The organism is Streptomyces sp. DvalAA-43 (genome assembly GCF_900091725.1).
In the GTDB taxonomy this organism is placed as follows: domain Bacteria; phylum Actinomycetota; class Actinomycetes; order Streptomycetales; family Streptomycetaceae; genus Streptomyces; species Streptomyces pulveraceus.
On the sequence record NZ_FMBW01000049.1, the window covers coordinates 82,996 to 97,849 of the forward strand.

A 14,854-nucleotide genomic window follows, 5' to 3' on the forward strand; every position below is an offset into this window, starting at 1 on the left:
GGCCACCACCGACAGTCACTGCGGTGGCCAGGTCGAACCCGTCCCGGCCAGACGTCTCTCCTCCCGGCGCCGGGCCCTGCGGCGCAGGAAGCGACGGATCCTGGAGGCCAGGAAGGCCACGGTCGCGAGGCCCAGCAGCAACAGCGCTCCCGCGACGAACGCGGCCACCACCGGATGGAATATCGCGAAGGTGACGATCCCGGCGACGCCCAGGTCCTCCGCGATGCTCACCACGACATTGCTGAACGGCTCGGGGGAGGAGTTGACCGCCATCCTGGTGCCCGCCTTCACCAGATGGCTCATCAGCGCGGTGGAACCGCCCACCGCCGCGGCCGCGAGCTGCGGCAGCGAACCGCTCTCGCCGGCCAGCAGCGCGGCCACGACGGCACCGGCGACCGGCCGGACGACGGTGTGCACCGCGTCCCAGACCGAGTCGACGTACGGGATCTTGTCCGCCACCACCTCGCACAGGAAGAGAACGGCGGCCACCACGAGGACATCGGTGCGTTGCAGCGACGCGGGCACCTCGTCGGTCAGACCGGTCGCGCCGAAGACACCGAGCAGCAGGACCACCGCGTAGGCGTTGATCCCGCTCGCCCAGCCGCTTGTGAACACCAGGGGAAGTATGGACACGGACGCGATCGTAACCAGACGGCGCGACGCCCGGGGCGGGGTCCGGTACACAGCCCTGAGTATCCGTACCTAGGTGAGGAGATGAGTAGGTACGCGGATGGGCTCCCGCCCGCGGGAACGGGAGAGTGGAGCCCACGGAAAGGGGCGCGGCTCCGGCACCGCCGGCACGGGGCGGCGGAACGGTCGCGGCGCTCCCTCCGGAACGGGGGAGCACGAAGGAGAGTCCGGGGCCACGGGGGAACGAGGTCACGGGGGAAGGCTCTCCGGCAGTACGGAAGACGCCGGTCCGGCGCAGGCTCGGGGGGATCGAGCCTCACCGGACCGGCGTCTTCCGTATGCCGCCGTGCACCGGCCGGGCGGATCAGCGCCCGCTGACCCGGCCGTGCAGGAGCAGCGACAGCGCCGAGTGCACATCGTCGATCGAACGCTCCGGCTGGAACGCCTGCCAGTCCAGGGCCGCCACCAGCACCATGCCGACCAGCGCGGCGGCCGTCAGCGGGATGTCGATCTCCTCGCTCAGCTCACCGTTGCCCACGCCCTCGCGCAGCACCCCCTCGACCACCGCGACGGCCTCCTGACGCACCACCAGCAGGGTGCCCTGCCAGGCGCGGTTGGTGCGCCACAGCTCCGCGACGTACAGCTGGGTGAAGGCCGGATAGCGGTCGATGAAGACCAGACCGGCCCGGATCATCGCGTCCAGGGCCTCGACCCGGGTGCCGCCCCGCTCCTCGGTCTCCTCGGCCGCGGTGCGCAGCGAGGCCGTGAGCAGTCCGACGCCGTGGCGCAGCAGCTCCTCGAAGAGCTCGGTCTTGCTCTTGAAGTTGTAATAGACCGTGCCCTTGGCGACCCCGGCGCGCTCGGCGATCTCGTCCACCGTGGTCGCCGAGAAGCCCTTCTCGGCGATGAGGGTCACGGCCGCTTCGTAGAGCTTCTGCCGGGTGGCCCGGCGACGCGTGGTGCTGCTGCTTTCCATGCCCCCGATTCTCACAGGTTCCGGCGTGCTCACAGGCTCAGCTCCGGGTGGATCCGGTCCAGGGTCCACACCTGCTTGCGGCGTGCGGCGACCGCGGTCAGGGCGAGTGCCCCCGCCGTGAAGGCCAGCAGCACCGCGCTGCCCTGCCAGACCGGGCCCAGCCCGCCGCCCGTGATCAGCCGGCGCAGCCCCTCGACGATGTAGCTCATCGGCAGGTAGGGGTGGATCGCGTTGAAGAACCCGGGGCTGGTCTGGACGGGATACGTTCCGCCGGCCGAGGTCAGCTGGAGCATCAGCACCGCCAGCACGAGAATCCGGCCCGCGGCTCCGAACCGGGCGTTCAGCCACTGCACGATCGCCGCGAAGCAGCAGGTCACCAGCGCCAGGAAGCCGATCGTCCCGGCGGCGCGGGCCATCTGCAGACCGAGACCCCAGTGCAGTACGGACATCAGGGCGGCCACCTGGAGCAGACCGATCGCGGCCACCGGCAGCCAGCCCGCGAAGGCGATCCGCCAGGCGGAGGCCCCGGCGGCGAGCGCGCGCCGGTTGAGCGGCTGGATCAGCATGTAGGCCACCATCGCGCCGACCCAGAGGGAGAGCGGGATGAAGTAGGGCGCGAAACCGGTGCCGTAGTTGGGGGCCGCGTGCAGCGACTGGGAGGCGAGCTGCACCGGGTCGGCCATGACGCCCGTACGGGCGTCGCGGTCCTTCTTGTCGTAGTCGGGGATCTTGCCGACGCCGTCGTTGAGGCCCTGGGCGAGGGTGGCCGAGCCGTCGCCGAGCCGGATCAGCCCGCCGTCCAGATTGGTCGCGCCCTTCTTGAGATTGCCCACGCCGGTGTCCAGGTCGGCGGAGCCGGTCCGGGCGGTGACCAGGCCGGTGTGCAGGTCGTCGGCCCCCTTCGCGACCTTGTGGGCACCGGTGTTGAGCGCGTTGACCTTCTTGACGGCGGACTCCAGGTCCTCGTCCAGGCGCGGCGCGTGCTCGGCCAGGTCGTCGGCCTGCCGCTGAAGCGTGGTCAGCTGGGTACTCAGCCTCTTCAGGTCGCCGTTCTGGTTCGTGACCAGCACGTTCACATCGTCGGCGACCGCGGCGACATCGGCCGCCGTGGTCTTGGCGCGCTTCAGCGGCGGGCAGACGGCCGGGTCGTCGGGCTGCTGGTCCACGCAGCTGGTGCGGTAGATCTCGGCCAGGTCGTCGGAGGCCGTGTGGGCGTCGGTGGCCGCGGTGGGTGCCGCCTTCACCAGCAGGTCGAGGTTGTGCCGCACGGCCTTCGAGGAGTCGGAGACCAGCCGGGCGGTGTCGCCGATCGACTTGCCGTTGTCCTTCAGGAACGGGCGGACGTCGGCCGCCACCCCGTTCACCTGGTCGGCGAGCTGCTGGGTGCCGTCGGCCACCTGCCGGGAGCCGGTTTCGAGGTCGCCCGCGCCCTTGTTCAGCTTGACGATCCCGCCGGCCAGCCGGTCGCTGCCGGCCTTGGCGTCCTTCAGGCCGTCCGCGAGATCCTGCGATCCCTTCTTGGCCTTGCCGATGCCGCCCTTGAGGTCGTCGGCGCCCTTGGCGGCCTTCGCCGTCGCGTCGTGGAGGTCGGAGAAGTTGATGAAGATGCGGTCGTAGAAGCCGCGCGAGGCGTTGGTCGACGCGGCGGTGCGCACCTCGGAGAAGACGGAGCGGGAGATCTGCCCGACGATGTAGTTGTTGGCGTCGTTGGTCCGCACCTGGAGGGCGCCGGCCTCGGGGGAGTCGCCCGAACTGGACGCGATCCGCTTGCTGAAGTCCGACGGCATCGTGAGCGAGAGGTAGTACGTGCCGTCCTCGACGCCCTTGTGGGCCTCGGCGGAGCTCACCTCGTGCCAGTCGAAGACCTTGGAGTCCAGGAGCTTGCCGGTGATCTCGTCACCGGCCGTGACGCGCTTGCCTGCCGCGGTGGCGCCCTTGTCGTTGTTGACCAGCGCGACGGGGATCTTGTCGAGGCGGCCGTACGGGTCCCAGAAGGACCACAGGTACAGGGCGCCGTACAGCAGGGGCAGGAGCAGCAGCGCCACCAGGGCTGCGCGCGGCAGCTTCCCCCTGCCGAAACGCTTGAGCTCAAGCGCGGCCAGTCTCGGCGAACGCATCGGCCGTTCCTTCCTCGGTCGTGGTGTCCCCGGTCGTGGGCCGCGTGGTCGTGTCGGCGGCGGCGTCGTCGTCCGTGCCGTTCGCGTCGCGCGTGCGGTCCGTGCTGTCCGTGCGCAGGGTGATCGCGCCCTCGGGTGCCTGGCTGCAGACGGCGAGCACGGTCGTGCCGCTGTCCGCGACGGACCGCAGCAGGTCCCAGGCCTCGGCGCGTTCGGCGTCGGAGAGCTTGAGGTCGGTGTCGTCCACCGCGAGCAGTCGGGGGCCGCCGATCAGCGCGAGGGCGATGGAGAGCCGCAGTGCCTCCAGCCGCTCCAGATCCCGTACGGAGGTACGCCCGGCCTTGGGCAGGGTCTCCGGGTCGAGTCCGGCGGCGTCCAGCGCCGCGTCGATCCGTCCCTGGGCGGTGGCGATCCGCTCGGCACGCGGGCGCAGCAGGGCACGCAGCGAACCGTCGAAGCGGCGCTGGAGCAGGGCCCGTTCACGCAGGTGCTCGGCGACGGTGAAGGCCGGGTCGAGCTCGCTGACCCCGGGGACCGGGCCCAGCGCGGCGATGCGGCGTACGGCGGCCATCTTGCGGGGCAGCCGCAGCCCGCCGACCTTCGCCTGGCCCTCGGTGGGGCGCATCCGGCCGGTGAGGGCGAGCAGCAGGCAGGTGCGGCCCGAGCCGGACGGACCCTCGATCGCCACCAGCGAGCCGGGTCCGGCGTCGATCCCCAGGCCCCGGAAGGCCCATCCGCGCGGCCCCTTGAGGCCGAAGTTCTCGGCGGTGACGGATGCCTCGTGCGGGCTGTCCACAGACCCCTCCCCCTTCTTTTGAACTGACCGGTCAGTTCAAAAAGGTAGCCCGAACTTGCGAACGAAGCAAAAGCGCAGGTCAGCGCGGGGTCGAGGCCGATTGTCAGTGGTGCCCCTCACGATGGATACATACGGCCACGGAGCCGTCACACGAGACAGGAGGTTTCGTCATGGCCCACTCGTCCGCAGCAGCCGCACCCCGGCGCCGCGCAGACGGCCCTGCCCCCTCACTGACCGGTCCGGCAAGCGATGTCCACCCCGTTCCGCGCCGCACCACGGCGCCGCCCGCCGCCCTCGATCTGCTCGCCCAGGCCCGCACCGGCCTCGACGAGGCCGCCGTTCTCGATGTGCCGAACGAGCGGTACGCCACCGCCCATCTCGCAGCGCTGCGCACCGCGGCCGCGGTGCTCGCCGCGCGGGCCCGCCCGGAGACGTCCAAGCGGCGCCGGGAGCGCATCCGCAGCGCCTGGGAGGTCCTGCCCGAAATAGCCCCCGAGCTGACCGAATGGAGCGCGCTGTTCGCCTCCGGCGCCCCCCGCAGGGCCCGTGCGGAAGCCGGGATCCCCGGCGCGGCCACCCGGCGGGACGCCGACGACCTGCTGCGCGACGCGGCGATGTTCCTGCGTCTGGTCGAGCGGCTGCTGGTGCTCCAGCCGGTGCTCCCGCAGGCCAGGAAGGAGCGGCCCGACGCGGGATGAGGGCAGCGGCGGCGCGAGGCAATAGGGTGGAGACCGCTCGTACCACCTGCACTGTTCACGCTCCGCCGTCAGAGGCGGCACCGTGCCGAGGAGTCATCTGCCGTGTCGGACCAGCTGCGCCCCCGCGCCTCCCTCCGTACCGCCGTGGTCTGGGAGGTCCTCAAGGACGCCCTCGACCACCGGGTGAAGGTGACCGGCAGGGACGCCCTGGACGTCCTGGACACCGGCGGCGGCACCGGCAACTTCGCGGTGCCGGTCGCCCGCCTCGGCCACCGCGTCACCGTCGTCGACCCCAGCCCCAACGCGCTCTTCGCGCTGGAGCGCCGCGCCGCCGAGGCCGGGGTCGCCGACCGGGTCCGCGGTGTCCAGGGCGACATCCACGGCCTGTTCGAGGTGGTCGAGCGCGAGGGGTACGACGCGGTGCTCTGCCACGGCGTCCTGGAGTACGTGGACGACCCCGCCGAGGGCGTACGCAACGCCGTGGCGGCGCTCCGGCCGTCCGGCGCGCTCAGCCTGCTCGCCGCCGGGCTCGGCGGTGCCGTCCTGGCACGGGCGCTCGCCGGTCACTTCACCGAGGCCCGGCAGGCGCTCGGCGACCCGGCGGGCCGCTGGGGCGAGGGCGACCCGGTGCCCCGGCGCTACACCGCGGAGCAGCTCACCGAGCTGGTCTCCGGGGCCGACGTCGAGGTCGGCGCGGTCCACGGGGTGCGGGTCTTCGCCGATCTCGTGCCGGGCGTCCTGGTGGACACGGAGCCCGGTGCCATGGAGGCCCTGCTCAAGCTGGAGTCCGCCGCGGCCGAACTCCCCGCCTTCCACTCCGTCGCGACGCAGCTGCACGTTCTGGGCACGAAGCGCGCCTGAGCGCGGTCCGGTCCGGTGGTGGCTCGGCCGTAGCGCGGCTGATCAGCGACGCAGCGGCAGACGGAGTACGCACCGGGCCCCCCGATCGGGGGCTCCGCCCCGTATGATCGGGGGACACCATCCGGCATGACGGATCGGAGGTTGGGGAATCAACGCCTCAGCAGCTGAGCCGTCGTGGCGGCCCGGACTGGCTGATGGGCAAGAAGGCGGGTTTCACGGGGGCGATTCCCTGCCTATCCTGGAAGGGCCGCATACCGGCCGCCCCCCGCGGCCGACGACGAGGAGGACTCCGTGCCGCTCTCGGAGCACGAGCAGCGAATGCTCGAGCAAATGGAGCGAGCGCTGTACGCCGAAGATCCCAAGTTCGCGACAGCGCTCGAGGGAAGCGGGCTGCGTACGTACACCCGGCGACGGGTCTACCAGGCGGTCGCAGGCTTCCTGGTGGGTATCGCGCTCCTCATGGCCGGAATGGTCGCCCAGCAGATCTGGATCAGCGTGGTGGGTTTTCTCGTCATGCTGGGCTGCGCGGTCCTTGCGGTCACTGGGTGGCGCAAAGCACCCAAACCCGGTGAGCACCCGGCAGCCGGCGGTGGCGAGCGCGGCCGTCCCAGGCAACGCCGCACCGTGATGAACCGCATCGAACAGCGGTGGCAGCGCCGCCGCGACGAGCAGGGTCAGTAGGCCCCCGGACAACTTGGATGAGGGGCGGCCGCGTTTCGCGGCCGCCCCTCATGCGTGCCCGGGACCGTCTGTCGTGGGGCGGCCATCGGCCCCGCCTCTCTCTCGGGCGGGCCTTCGCCCGGCCCCCGCCCGGGGCTCCCTCCGGACGGCCAGGACGAAGAGAGCCCGCCCGGACGGGGCATGGGCGGCCTGCGGCCGTACGGGACCAGAGAGGCCGGAGCGGCCGGAGCCGGCCCGCGGCCGAGGCCGGTCGCCGGCGGCCTCGGATCGGCCCCGGGCCAGCCCTGTCCGCGCGACGGGCGGGGTGGGCCCCCGGTCAGCCCTGTCCGCGCGACGGCCGCCGCAGCCACCCCACCCACCGGTCCCGGCCCCACAGCGCCGTCCACCTGCCGGTGACCGCCGCCCAGCGGTCCGAGGCCGCCCAGACCACCCGAACGGCCGAGCGCGGTGCCACGACCGCCCGGATCCGGGTGAGCCGTCCGGCGGAGGCCCGCAGACCGGCCCGTACCGTCTCCACGTCCTCGGCCAGCCCGGTGCTCGCCCGGGGCTGCGGGGCGTAGAGGACCTGCTCCACCGCCCCGGCGACCCGGTGCACCGCGGCGGCCGCCTCGGGTTCCAGCTGTCCCAGCCGCACCACCCGGGCCGCCGCCTTGCGCGGGGTCCGGGATTCGTCCGGCTCGATGCCGTGGTCCCAGGCCGTGTCGGTGATCTCCCGCCAGGCCGCGAGCGTGCCGGTCGTCGCGTGCGCCGGTGCGCGGCCGGGATCGATGGCGTGGTCGGGGCCGGTGGCGGTGACGCCCCGCCCCGTGGGCGGCGTACGCCCGGTGGAGAGGCCCAGCCTGCGCCTGCGTGTCCGGAGCCGCCAGAGCAGCGGCAGCAGGGGCAGCGCGAGAATCACCGCGGCGAGCAGGACCAGGCCGACGACGGTGCCGGTCGGCGTCCCGGAATCCGTCGGAGGTGTCACCCCCGGCGCCGCCGCGCTGTCGCACTCGCCCTGCTTGCGCAGCTGTGCCGGGCAGCTGTCCGGCACGGACGGCGCGACCGAGGGGGCCGCCGAGGCACCCTTCTCGGGCTGGGCCGGGGTGTCCGTGTCGCCCGTGGGGACGTCCTGCTGGGTGTACGGAGGCGTGCTGCCCCGCGTCGGAGTCGGCTCGAAGCGGGTCCATCCGGCGCCCTCGAAGTAGAGCTCGGGCCAGGCATGCGCGTCGCGCAGCCCCACCGAGACCGAACCGTCCGACTGCCCGGTGCCGGGAGTGAAGCCCACCGCGACCCGGGCCGGAATGCCCAGCGTCCGGGCCATCGCGGCCATCGCGAAGGAGAAGTGGACGCAGAAGCCCTTCCGGTCCTTCAGGAACCGGCTGATCGCCGCGCTCCCGGTGCCCGAGTTCACCGAGGTGTCGTAGGTGAAGCCGCCGTCCGAGGCGAAGTAGTCCTGGAGCTTCACCGCCCGCTCGTAGTCGTTGGCGGCGCCCTCGGTCACCTTGGTCGCGGTCTCCTCGACCACCTTCGGCAGGGAGCTCGGGACACGGGTGTACTCGCGCCGCAGAGCGGCCGGCGCGGGGCGCGCCGCGGCGAGCTGTTCGGCGGTCGGCTCGACCACCAGGCTGGTGACCTGGTACTGCGCGCCGCGGGTCGTCTCCCCGCGGTCACCGACGAGCGTCCGCCCCGCCGGTTCGTACCGCCAGCGCCCGTCGATCCTGACCTCGGTCGCCGGATAGGGGAGCGGCAGATAGGTCTGCCGGTAGGAGCCGGACGCGGAGATGTTCGTCCTGATCTCCGTGACCGCCACGTCCGGACCGAGGCCCTCCGGGCTCGGGAGCCGCTTCGGCACGTCCTTCAGACGGCGTGTGGAGGGCCGCCACTCGCTCCCGTTGAACTGGTCCAGGGCCAGGATCCGCAGATAGAAGTCCTGCGGGGCGCCGGAATTGGTGCGGTAGGACATCACCTGCCGGTTCTCCGGCTGGTTCAGATTGTCCTGGAGCGAGACCAGCGGATTCACCGCGGAGATGGTGCCGCCGCCCCCCTTGCCGCCCCCGCCGCCGCCCGTACCGATCAGCAGCCCGCCGTCGAGCCCCGGCAGCGCCGCCGGGACGATCAGCGAGACGCCCAGGGCCAGCGCACCGATGCGGCGCCCGGTACGGACGGGAGCCGTCGGCCGCCCGCTCGACATCGCCGCACCGGCCGCGGGCCCCCCGGGGGACCTGGTGGCCGCGCCGTTGAAGACCCGCCCCCACTGGGAGAGCCGGTCTCGGCCCTCGGCCAGCAGAAGCAGCAGATAGCCACCGGCCGCCAGCAGGAACCAGAGCCAGTCGGCCCCGCCCTCGGACAGCCCCGCGGCCACCGAGTAGAGCGCGAGGAGCGGCAGACCGGCCGGGGCCGCGCTGCGGAACGTCACGGCGAGGGCGTCCACGGCCAGCCCGACCAGCAGCACACCGCCGATCAGCATCAGCCGGATGCCGTCCGTCACGGGGGCCGGAGCGGCATACCTGCCCACGTCCTCGGCGCCCGAGGCCAGCAGATGCGCGAGGCGCTGGACGGCCTCCGGTCCTGGCAGCAGACCGGCCACCGCCTGCAGCCGTGCGAACACCACGGTCAGCAGGACCAGCGTGACCACCGCCTGCGCCGCGAGCACCAGCACACGGGGCACGGGCGCCCGGCGGACGAGCACCCCCATCCCGCTCTGGACCGCCAGCAGGAACGCGGCCTGCACGATCCATCCGGCCGGCTCGACCAGCGGCAGCATCGAGGCCGCCGCCATCAGCGTCGCCGCAAAGGCGCACAGCGCCAGCCGACCACGACCGCTCATGACCATCCCCCGGAGAATCCCGTCGTGCCACCCGTGGTGACGGACTGCGCCGCCACGCCCTGGTGCCCCGCCTGCTGCCAACAATGGGCGAGACCGGTCCCGGGCGGCACCGCCACCACCGTCCAGCCCGATTCGCGCAGCAGCCTCAGCCGCCGCTCGGACGCCGCTTCCGCCCCCGCGGGCGGGACATCGTCCTGCGCCCAGTCCGCGCTGTCCAGGACGAACGCGACGGCGCCGCCGCTGCGCTGCCGCATCCGTGCCGCCACCGCCGCCTGTTCCTCGTCCAGATCGCCGAAGAACGCGATCAGCAGCCCCTCGTTGCCGCCGCGCAGCACGTCGTACGCGCGCGACAGACCGCCGCCGTCGGAGTGGTCGACCACCGCCAGGGTGTCCAGCATCAGCCCCGCCGAGTCGGCGGACTCCTGCGTCGATCCGGCGAAACCACCCGCGCCCTCGCCCGGAACCGAGCTCCCGTCGTCGGTCAGCAGCCGCACGGCGAAACCGCGCTCCAGCATGTGTGTCAGCGCGGACGCGGCCCCGGACACCGCCCACTCGAAGGCGGAGTCGGGCCCTGTCCCCCGGTAGGCGATCCGGCGGGTGTCCAGCAGCACCGTGCACCTGGCCCGCTGCGGCTGCTCCTCGCGGCGCACCATCAGTTCGCCGTAGCGCGCGGTCGACCGCCAGTGGACCCGGCGCAGATCGTCACCGTGCCGGTAGCCGCGCGGGATCACGTCGTCGTCACCGGCCAGCGCCAGCGAGCGCTGCCGCCCCTCGCCGTACCCGGAGGCCTCGCCCGCCAGCCGCACCGGCGGCAGCGGCTCGGTCCGCGGAATCACGACGAGGGTGTCGTACGCGCTGAACGAACGGGTCAGCTCGCACATCCCGAACGGATCGCTCAGCCGCAGCTGCAACGGCCCGAGCGGATAGCGCCCGCGCAGATCCGACCGCACCCGGTAGGACACCTCACGACGGCCGCCCGCCTCCACCCGGTCCAGCACGAACCGGGGCCGCGGCCCGAGCACATAGGGCACCCGGTCCTGGAGCATCAGCAGCCCGGTGGGCATCCGCGACACGTTGTCCATCCGCAGATGGACCCGCGCCTCCGAGCCCGCCGGGACCCGGGACGGCGTCAGCCGCCGGGTGCCCGCGACCCGGTAGCGGGTGCGGACGAGCACCACCGCGCAGACCAGCGGCAGCGCGGCCAGCAGCAGCCCGACCCGCAGCAGGTCCGCCTGCCCGAGCACATAGGCGCAGATCGCCGCGGCGACACCGGCCGCCAGAAAGGACCGCCCACGCGTGGTCAGCCCGCTCAGAGCGGCCCGCAGACCGCCCTTCCCGTCACCGTCGTCCATCGCGGCCGGCCCCCCGGCGGTCATCACGCCCGCCGTGCGCCGGGCTGCTGCCCGTACGCCGGACGGCCCGGCTGGTGCGGGGGCCGTACCTGGGTGACGCCGCCGTCGGCGGTCGGGACCGGTGTCTGCTGGAGGATCTCCAGGACGACCTGCTCGGCGGTACGGCGGTTCAGCTGGGCCTGTGCCGTCGGCAGCAGCCGGTGCGCGAGCACCGCGACCGCCAGCGCCTGCACATCGTCCGGCAGGCAGTAGTCACGGCCGCTCAGCGCCGCGGAGGCCTTCGCCGCGCGCAGCAGATGCAGGGTGGCCCGCGGGGAGGCGCCGAGCCGGAGATCGGGATGGCCGCGGGTGGCCCCGACCAGCTCCACCGCGTACCGCCGCACGGCGTCGGCCACATGGACCGTCCGCACCGCGTCTATCAGCTTCACCACATCGTGGGCGTGCGCCACCGGCTGGAGGTCGTCGAGCGGCGAGAGGCTGCCGTGCACATCGAGCATCCGCAGTTCGGCGTCGGCACTCGGATAGCCGATCGACACCCGCGCCATGAACCGGTCGCGCTGGGCCTCGGGCAGCGGGTAGGTGCCCTCCATCTCCACCGGGTTCTGGGTGGCCACCACCATGAACGGATCGGGCAGCTCATAGCTGTGCCCGTCGATGGTGACCTGGCGCTCCTCCATGGACTCCAGCAGCGCCGACTGGGTCTTCGGCGAGGCGCGGTTGATCTCGTCGCCGATCACGATCTGGGCGAAGATCGCACCCGGCTTGAACTCGAAGTCGCGCCGTTGCTGGTCGAAGACGGACACACCGGTGATGTCCGAAGGCAGCAGGTCCGGCGTGAACTGGATGCGCCGCACCGAGCAGTCGATGGACCGCGCCAGCGCCTTGGCCAGCATCGTCTTGCCGACTCCGGGGACGTCCTCGATGAGGAGGTGCCCCTCCGCCAGCAGTACGGTCAGCGAAAGCCGTACGACCTCAGGCTTGCCCTCGATCACGCTCTCCATCGACCTGCGCACCCGCTCCGCAGTCGTGGTCAGATCTGTGAGGCTCGCTCGATCGTCATAGGTCGTCACCCGGCCCTCCTCGGCCCTGCCCCGTGCTCACAAGAAGCAGGGGATACCCCATTCACGGGCCGACGCGCACACAGCGGGCCGGCCCACCCCGAAACACGGACACCCCATCCGGAAACGTCCGGCGGGATGTCACATGCGCATTCTTGTTGCCGTTACCGCTTCGTGTCACTCGCCTGTGGACAAGTGAGGGCGATATGCCGGTTTCGGTGGGGTTTTCGGTTCCGGGAGGGCGGTGTTCGGCCGGTCAGGAGGCGGGGAGGATCTCCCGCAGCAGGCCGGTGGTCACATCGAAGACGAAGCCGCGGATGTCATCGGTGTGCAGCAGGAACGGCGAGGTACGCACGCGCTGCATCGACTGCCGTACGTCCTGGTCGGCGTCCTTGTACGCCTCGACCGCCCAGACCGGACGCTGGCCGACCTCGGCCTCCAGTTCCTGGCGGAATTCCTCGGTGATCGATTCCAGGCCGCAGTTGGTGTGGTGAATGAGTATGACGCTGCGCGTGCCGAGGGCCCGCTGGCTGATGGTCAGCGAACGGATCACGTCGTCGGTGACCACGCCGCCCGCGTTGCGGATGGTGTGGCAGTCGCCGAGGGCCAGGCCGAGGGCGTCGTGCAGGTCGAGCCGGGCGTCCATGCAGGCGACCACGGCGACACGCAGCACGGGCTTGGCGTCCATGCCCGGGTCTTCGAATTCGGCGGCGTACCGGACGTTCGCCTCGACGAGGCGATCGGTGACCGTGCTCCCGGTGAGGGTCCGGTCGGTCGTGGAGGGCCCGGCGGGGGAGTGCGCAGAAGTCGACATGGATATGACGTTAGCTCCCGCACCTGCTCACGTCGTGCTGTGGGAAGGGACAAAGAACGTCAACGGGGCTTGTTGTGAGGTAACCCACAAGCCTCGCAGTTGTTGGTTCGAGCGGGTGAACAGGGGGCGGGGCGACGCGCAGCCGGGTTGATTGATCGGGAATCGATCGAATGGCAGGGTGGACTAAAGTGACGGGAAGTTACCGACACCCTGCACATTCCGTAGATTTCCCCTGTGTGTGCGGCGTACGTACGGGCCCGGCCCTCTCCCGCTCGCCGGTCGGCCGGCGCCCCTTCCCCGGCGCCTGCCGACCTCCCCTTCTGAGCGGGCGGGGACCAGGCCGTACGTGCGGCCACACGTGACCTGAGCCTGAGAGGGCGCATGAGCCAGACCCGACACGTCCCGGTGATGCTCCAGCGGTGCCTGGACCTGTTGGCCCCGGCTCTGGAGGCGCCGGGACCACAGGCGCCCGTGGTCGTCGACTGCACCCTCGGTCTCGGCGGACACAGCGAGGCACTGCTCTCCGCCTTCCCGTCCGTGCGCCTGATCGCGCTGGACCGGGACAAGGAGGCGCTGCGGCTCTCCGGCGAGCGGCTCGCCCCGTACGGCGACCGGGCCACCCTGGTGCACGCCGTCTACGACGAACTGCCCGAGGTGCTCGACAGGCTCGGCACCCCGAAGGTCCAGGGCGTCCTGTTCGACCTCGGCGTCTCCTCCATGCAGCTGGACGAGGCGGACCGCGGATTCGCGTACGCCCAGGACGCCCCGCTCGACATGCGCATGGACCAGACGACCGGCATCGGCGCGGCCGAGGTGCTCAACACCTATCCGCCGGGCGAGCTGGTCCGGATCCTGCGGGCGTACGGCGAGGAGAAGCAGGCCAAACGGATCGTCTCCGCGATCGTGCGCGAGCGCGAGAAGGAGCCGTTCAGCAACAGCGCCCGGCTCGTCGAGCTGATCCGCGACTCGCTGCCCCAGGCCGCCAAGCGCACCGGCGGCAACCCCGCCAAGCGGACCTTCCAGGCGCTGCGCATCGAGGTCAACGGCGAGCTCACCGTCCTGGAGCGGGCCATTCCGGCCGCCGTGCGGAGCCTCGCGGTCGGCGGCCGCATCGCCGTCCTCTCGTACCACTCGCTGGAGGACCGGCTGGTCAAGCAGGTGTTCGCGGCGGGCGCCGCCACCACGGCGCCGCCCGGTCTGCCGGTCGTCCCCGAGCGCTACCAGCCCCGGCTGAAGCTGCTGACCCGCGGCGCGGAGCTGCCCACGGAGGAGGAGGTCGCCGAGAACCGGCGCGCCGCCCCCGCCCGGCTGCGCGGCGCCCAGCGGATCCGCGAGGAGGAACGATGAGCGTCGGGCGTCCGGGGCCCCGGACAACGGTGAGGCACGGGGCGGCGCGGTGAGCGGACCGGTCGGACAGTTGAGAGGGCGCGCCGCGCGGCTCGTCCGGCTGATGCCGTCCGGGCCCAGCAACGCGGCCCGTACGCCCTTCGTCCTGCTGGTCGTGGTGCTGCTCGGCGGCGGCCTGATCACGCTCCTGGTGCTCAACTCGGCCCTCAACGAAGGATCGTTCAGGCTGAGCGAGCTGAAGAAGCGGACCACCGGGCTCACCGACGAGCAGCAGGCCCTCCAGCACGACGTCGACAACTACTCCAAGCCGGACGCCCTGGAGCGGCGGGCCCGCGAACTGGGCATGGTGCCCGGCGGCAGCCCCGCCTTCCTGAACCCGAACGGCACGGTCCGCGGCGTACCGGCCGAGACCACCGCCGAGCCCACTCCCACCCCGCCTCCGCCGAAGAGCAGCCCGCCGGTGGCGCCCGCCGCGACCGCATCCGCCACGACCACGCCCGGCGCGACCGCGTCCACATCCGCTGCCGGCGCCCTGCCCCCGGCCACCGTCCCGGTCGCGCCCTCTCCATCGGCAGCGGCCTCGGCGGCCTCGCTCGGCCAGCCGGGCGCCGCCGCGACGCCCAGCACCTTCGCGCCCCCGTCCGCCGGGGCGCTCACCCCGGCAGACCAGCCCTCGACGAGCCCCGGCAGGTGACGCAGTGCCGCCCAAGGATCCACC

Annotated in this window: 13 protein-coding genes; 5 read left to right on the forward strand and 8 right to left on the reverse strand. The window is 72.5% G+C overall.

The annotated features are described in order from the left end of the window. Nucleotides 1–15 precede the first annotated feature (15 nt). From GA0115234_RS20970 to GA0115234_RS20985, 4 genes are all read right to left on the reverse strand, one after another. Entirely contained in the window at nucleotides 16–633 is a 618-nt protein-coding gene (locus GA0115234_RS20970; protein ID WP_093543913.1) for a DUF4126 domain-containing protein, read from the reverse strand. Between the two features lie 361 nt (nucleotides 634–994). Beyond that, nucleotides 995–1,606, reverse strand: a complete 612-nt coding sequence (locus GA0115234_RS20975; protein WP_093543874.1) for a TetR/AcrR family transcriptional regulator — start codon at nucleotides 1,604–1,606, stop codon at nucleotides 995–997. Between the two features lie 29 nt (nucleotides 1,607–1,635). After that, nucleotides 1,636–3,723 (reverse strand): YhgE/Pip family protein, encoded by a 2,088-nt coding sequence (locus tag GA0115234_RS20980; protein WP_093543876.1) that lies wholly within the window; start codon nucleotides 3,721–3,723, stop codon nucleotides 1,636–1,638. After that, nucleotides 3,695–4,519 carry an ATP-binding cassette domain-containing protein gene (locus tag GA0115234_RS20985; protein ID WP_093543878.1) on the reverse strand — a complete coding sequence of 275 codons (825 nt, stop codon included), beginning with the start codon at nucleotides 4,517–4,519 and terminating at the stop codon, nucleotides 3,695–3,697. Before GA0115234_RS20985 ends, GA0115234_RS20980 begins: the two co-directional genes overlap by 29 nt. A gap of 170 nt (nucleotides 4,520–4,689) precedes the next feature. Here GA0115234_RS20985 and GA0115234_RS20990 point away from each other — a divergent pair, with 170 nt between their 5' ends. From GA0115234_RS20990 to GA0115234_RS21000, 3 genes are all read left to right on the forward strand, one after another. After that, nucleotides 4,690–5,217: an SAV_6107 family HEPN domain-containing protein gene (locus GA0115234_RS20990; RefSeq protein WP_093543880.1), complete on the forward strand. Its 528-nt coding sequence runs from the start codon at nucleotides 4,690–4,692 to the stop codon at nucleotides 5,215–5,217. A 102-nt stretch (nucleotides 5,218–5,319) separates the two neighbouring features. Further along, nucleotides 5,320–6,078, forward strand: a complete 759-nt coding sequence (locus GA0115234_RS20995) for a class I SAM-dependent methyltransferase (protein ID WP_093543882.1) — start codon at nucleotides 5,320–5,322, stop codon at nucleotides 6,076–6,078. A 291-nt stretch (nucleotides 6,079–6,369) separates the two neighbouring features. Further along, nucleotides 6,370–6,759 (forward strand): DUF3040 domain-containing protein, encoded by a 390-nt coding sequence (locus GA0115234_RS21000; protein ID WP_093543884.1) that lies wholly within the window; start codon nucleotides 6,370–6,372, stop codon nucleotides 6,757–6,759. A gap of 316 nt (nucleotides 6,760–7,075) precedes the next feature. Here the strand turns inward: GA0115234_RS21000 and GA0115234_RS21005 are convergent, their stop codons facing one another. The 4 genes from GA0115234_RS21005 to GA0115234_RS21020 all read right to left on the reverse strand — a co-directional run bounded on the left by GA0115234_RS21005 (nucleotide 7,076) and on the right by GA0115234_RS21020 (nucleotide 12,789). Next, nucleotides 7,076–9,565 carry a DUF3488 and transglutaminase-like domain-containing protein gene (locus GA0115234_RS21005; protein WP_093543915.1) on the reverse strand — a complete coding sequence of 830 codons (2,490 nt, stop codon included), beginning with the start codon at nucleotides 9,563–9,565 and terminating at the stop codon, nucleotides 7,076–7,078. After that, nucleotides 9,562–10,941 (reverse strand): DUF58 domain-containing protein, encoded by a 1,380-nt coding sequence (locus tag GA0115234_RS21010; protein ID WP_093543886.1) that lies wholly within the window; start codon nucleotides 10,939–10,941, stop codon nucleotides 9,562–9,564. Before GA0115234_RS21010 ends, GA0115234_RS21005 begins: the two co-directional genes overlap by 4 nt. Beyond that, nucleotides 10,941–11,987 (reverse strand): AAA family ATPase, encoded by a 1,047-nt coding sequence (locus GA0115234_RS21015; protein ID WP_093543887.1) that lies wholly within the window; start codon nucleotides 11,985–11,987, stop codon nucleotides 10,941–10,943. Before GA0115234_RS21015 ends, GA0115234_RS21010 begins: the two co-directional genes overlap by 1 nt. 244 nt (nucleotides 11,988–12,231) lie before the next feature. Beyond that, nucleotides 12,232–12,789, reverse strand: a complete 558-nt coding sequence (locus GA0115234_RS21020; protein WP_093543889.1) for a beta-class carbonic anhydrase — start codon at nucleotides 12,787–12,789, stop codon at nucleotides 12,232–12,234. Nucleotides 12,790–13,170: 381 nt separating this feature from the next. On the opposite strand from GA0115234_RS21020, the gene rsmH reads away from it, so the two are divergent. Next, the gene (gene rsmH, locus GA0115234_RS21025; RefSeq protein WP_093543891.1) at nucleotides 13,171–14,136 is read left to right on the forward strand and encodes a 16S rRNA (cytosine(1402)-N(4))-methyltransferase RsmH; all 966 of its coding nucleotides are present in this window, start codon (nucleotides 13,171–13,173) and stop codon (nucleotides 14,134–14,136) included. A 49-nt stretch (nucleotides 14,137–14,185) separates the two neighbouring features. Beyond that, nucleotides 14,186–14,830, forward strand: coding sequence for an FtsB family cell division protein (locus tag GA0115234_RS21030; RefSeq protein WP_370804537.1), 645 nt, complete (start codon nucleotides 14,186–14,188; stop codon nucleotides 14,828–14,830). The last annotated feature ends 24 nt before the right edge of the window (nucleotides 14,831–14,854 follow it).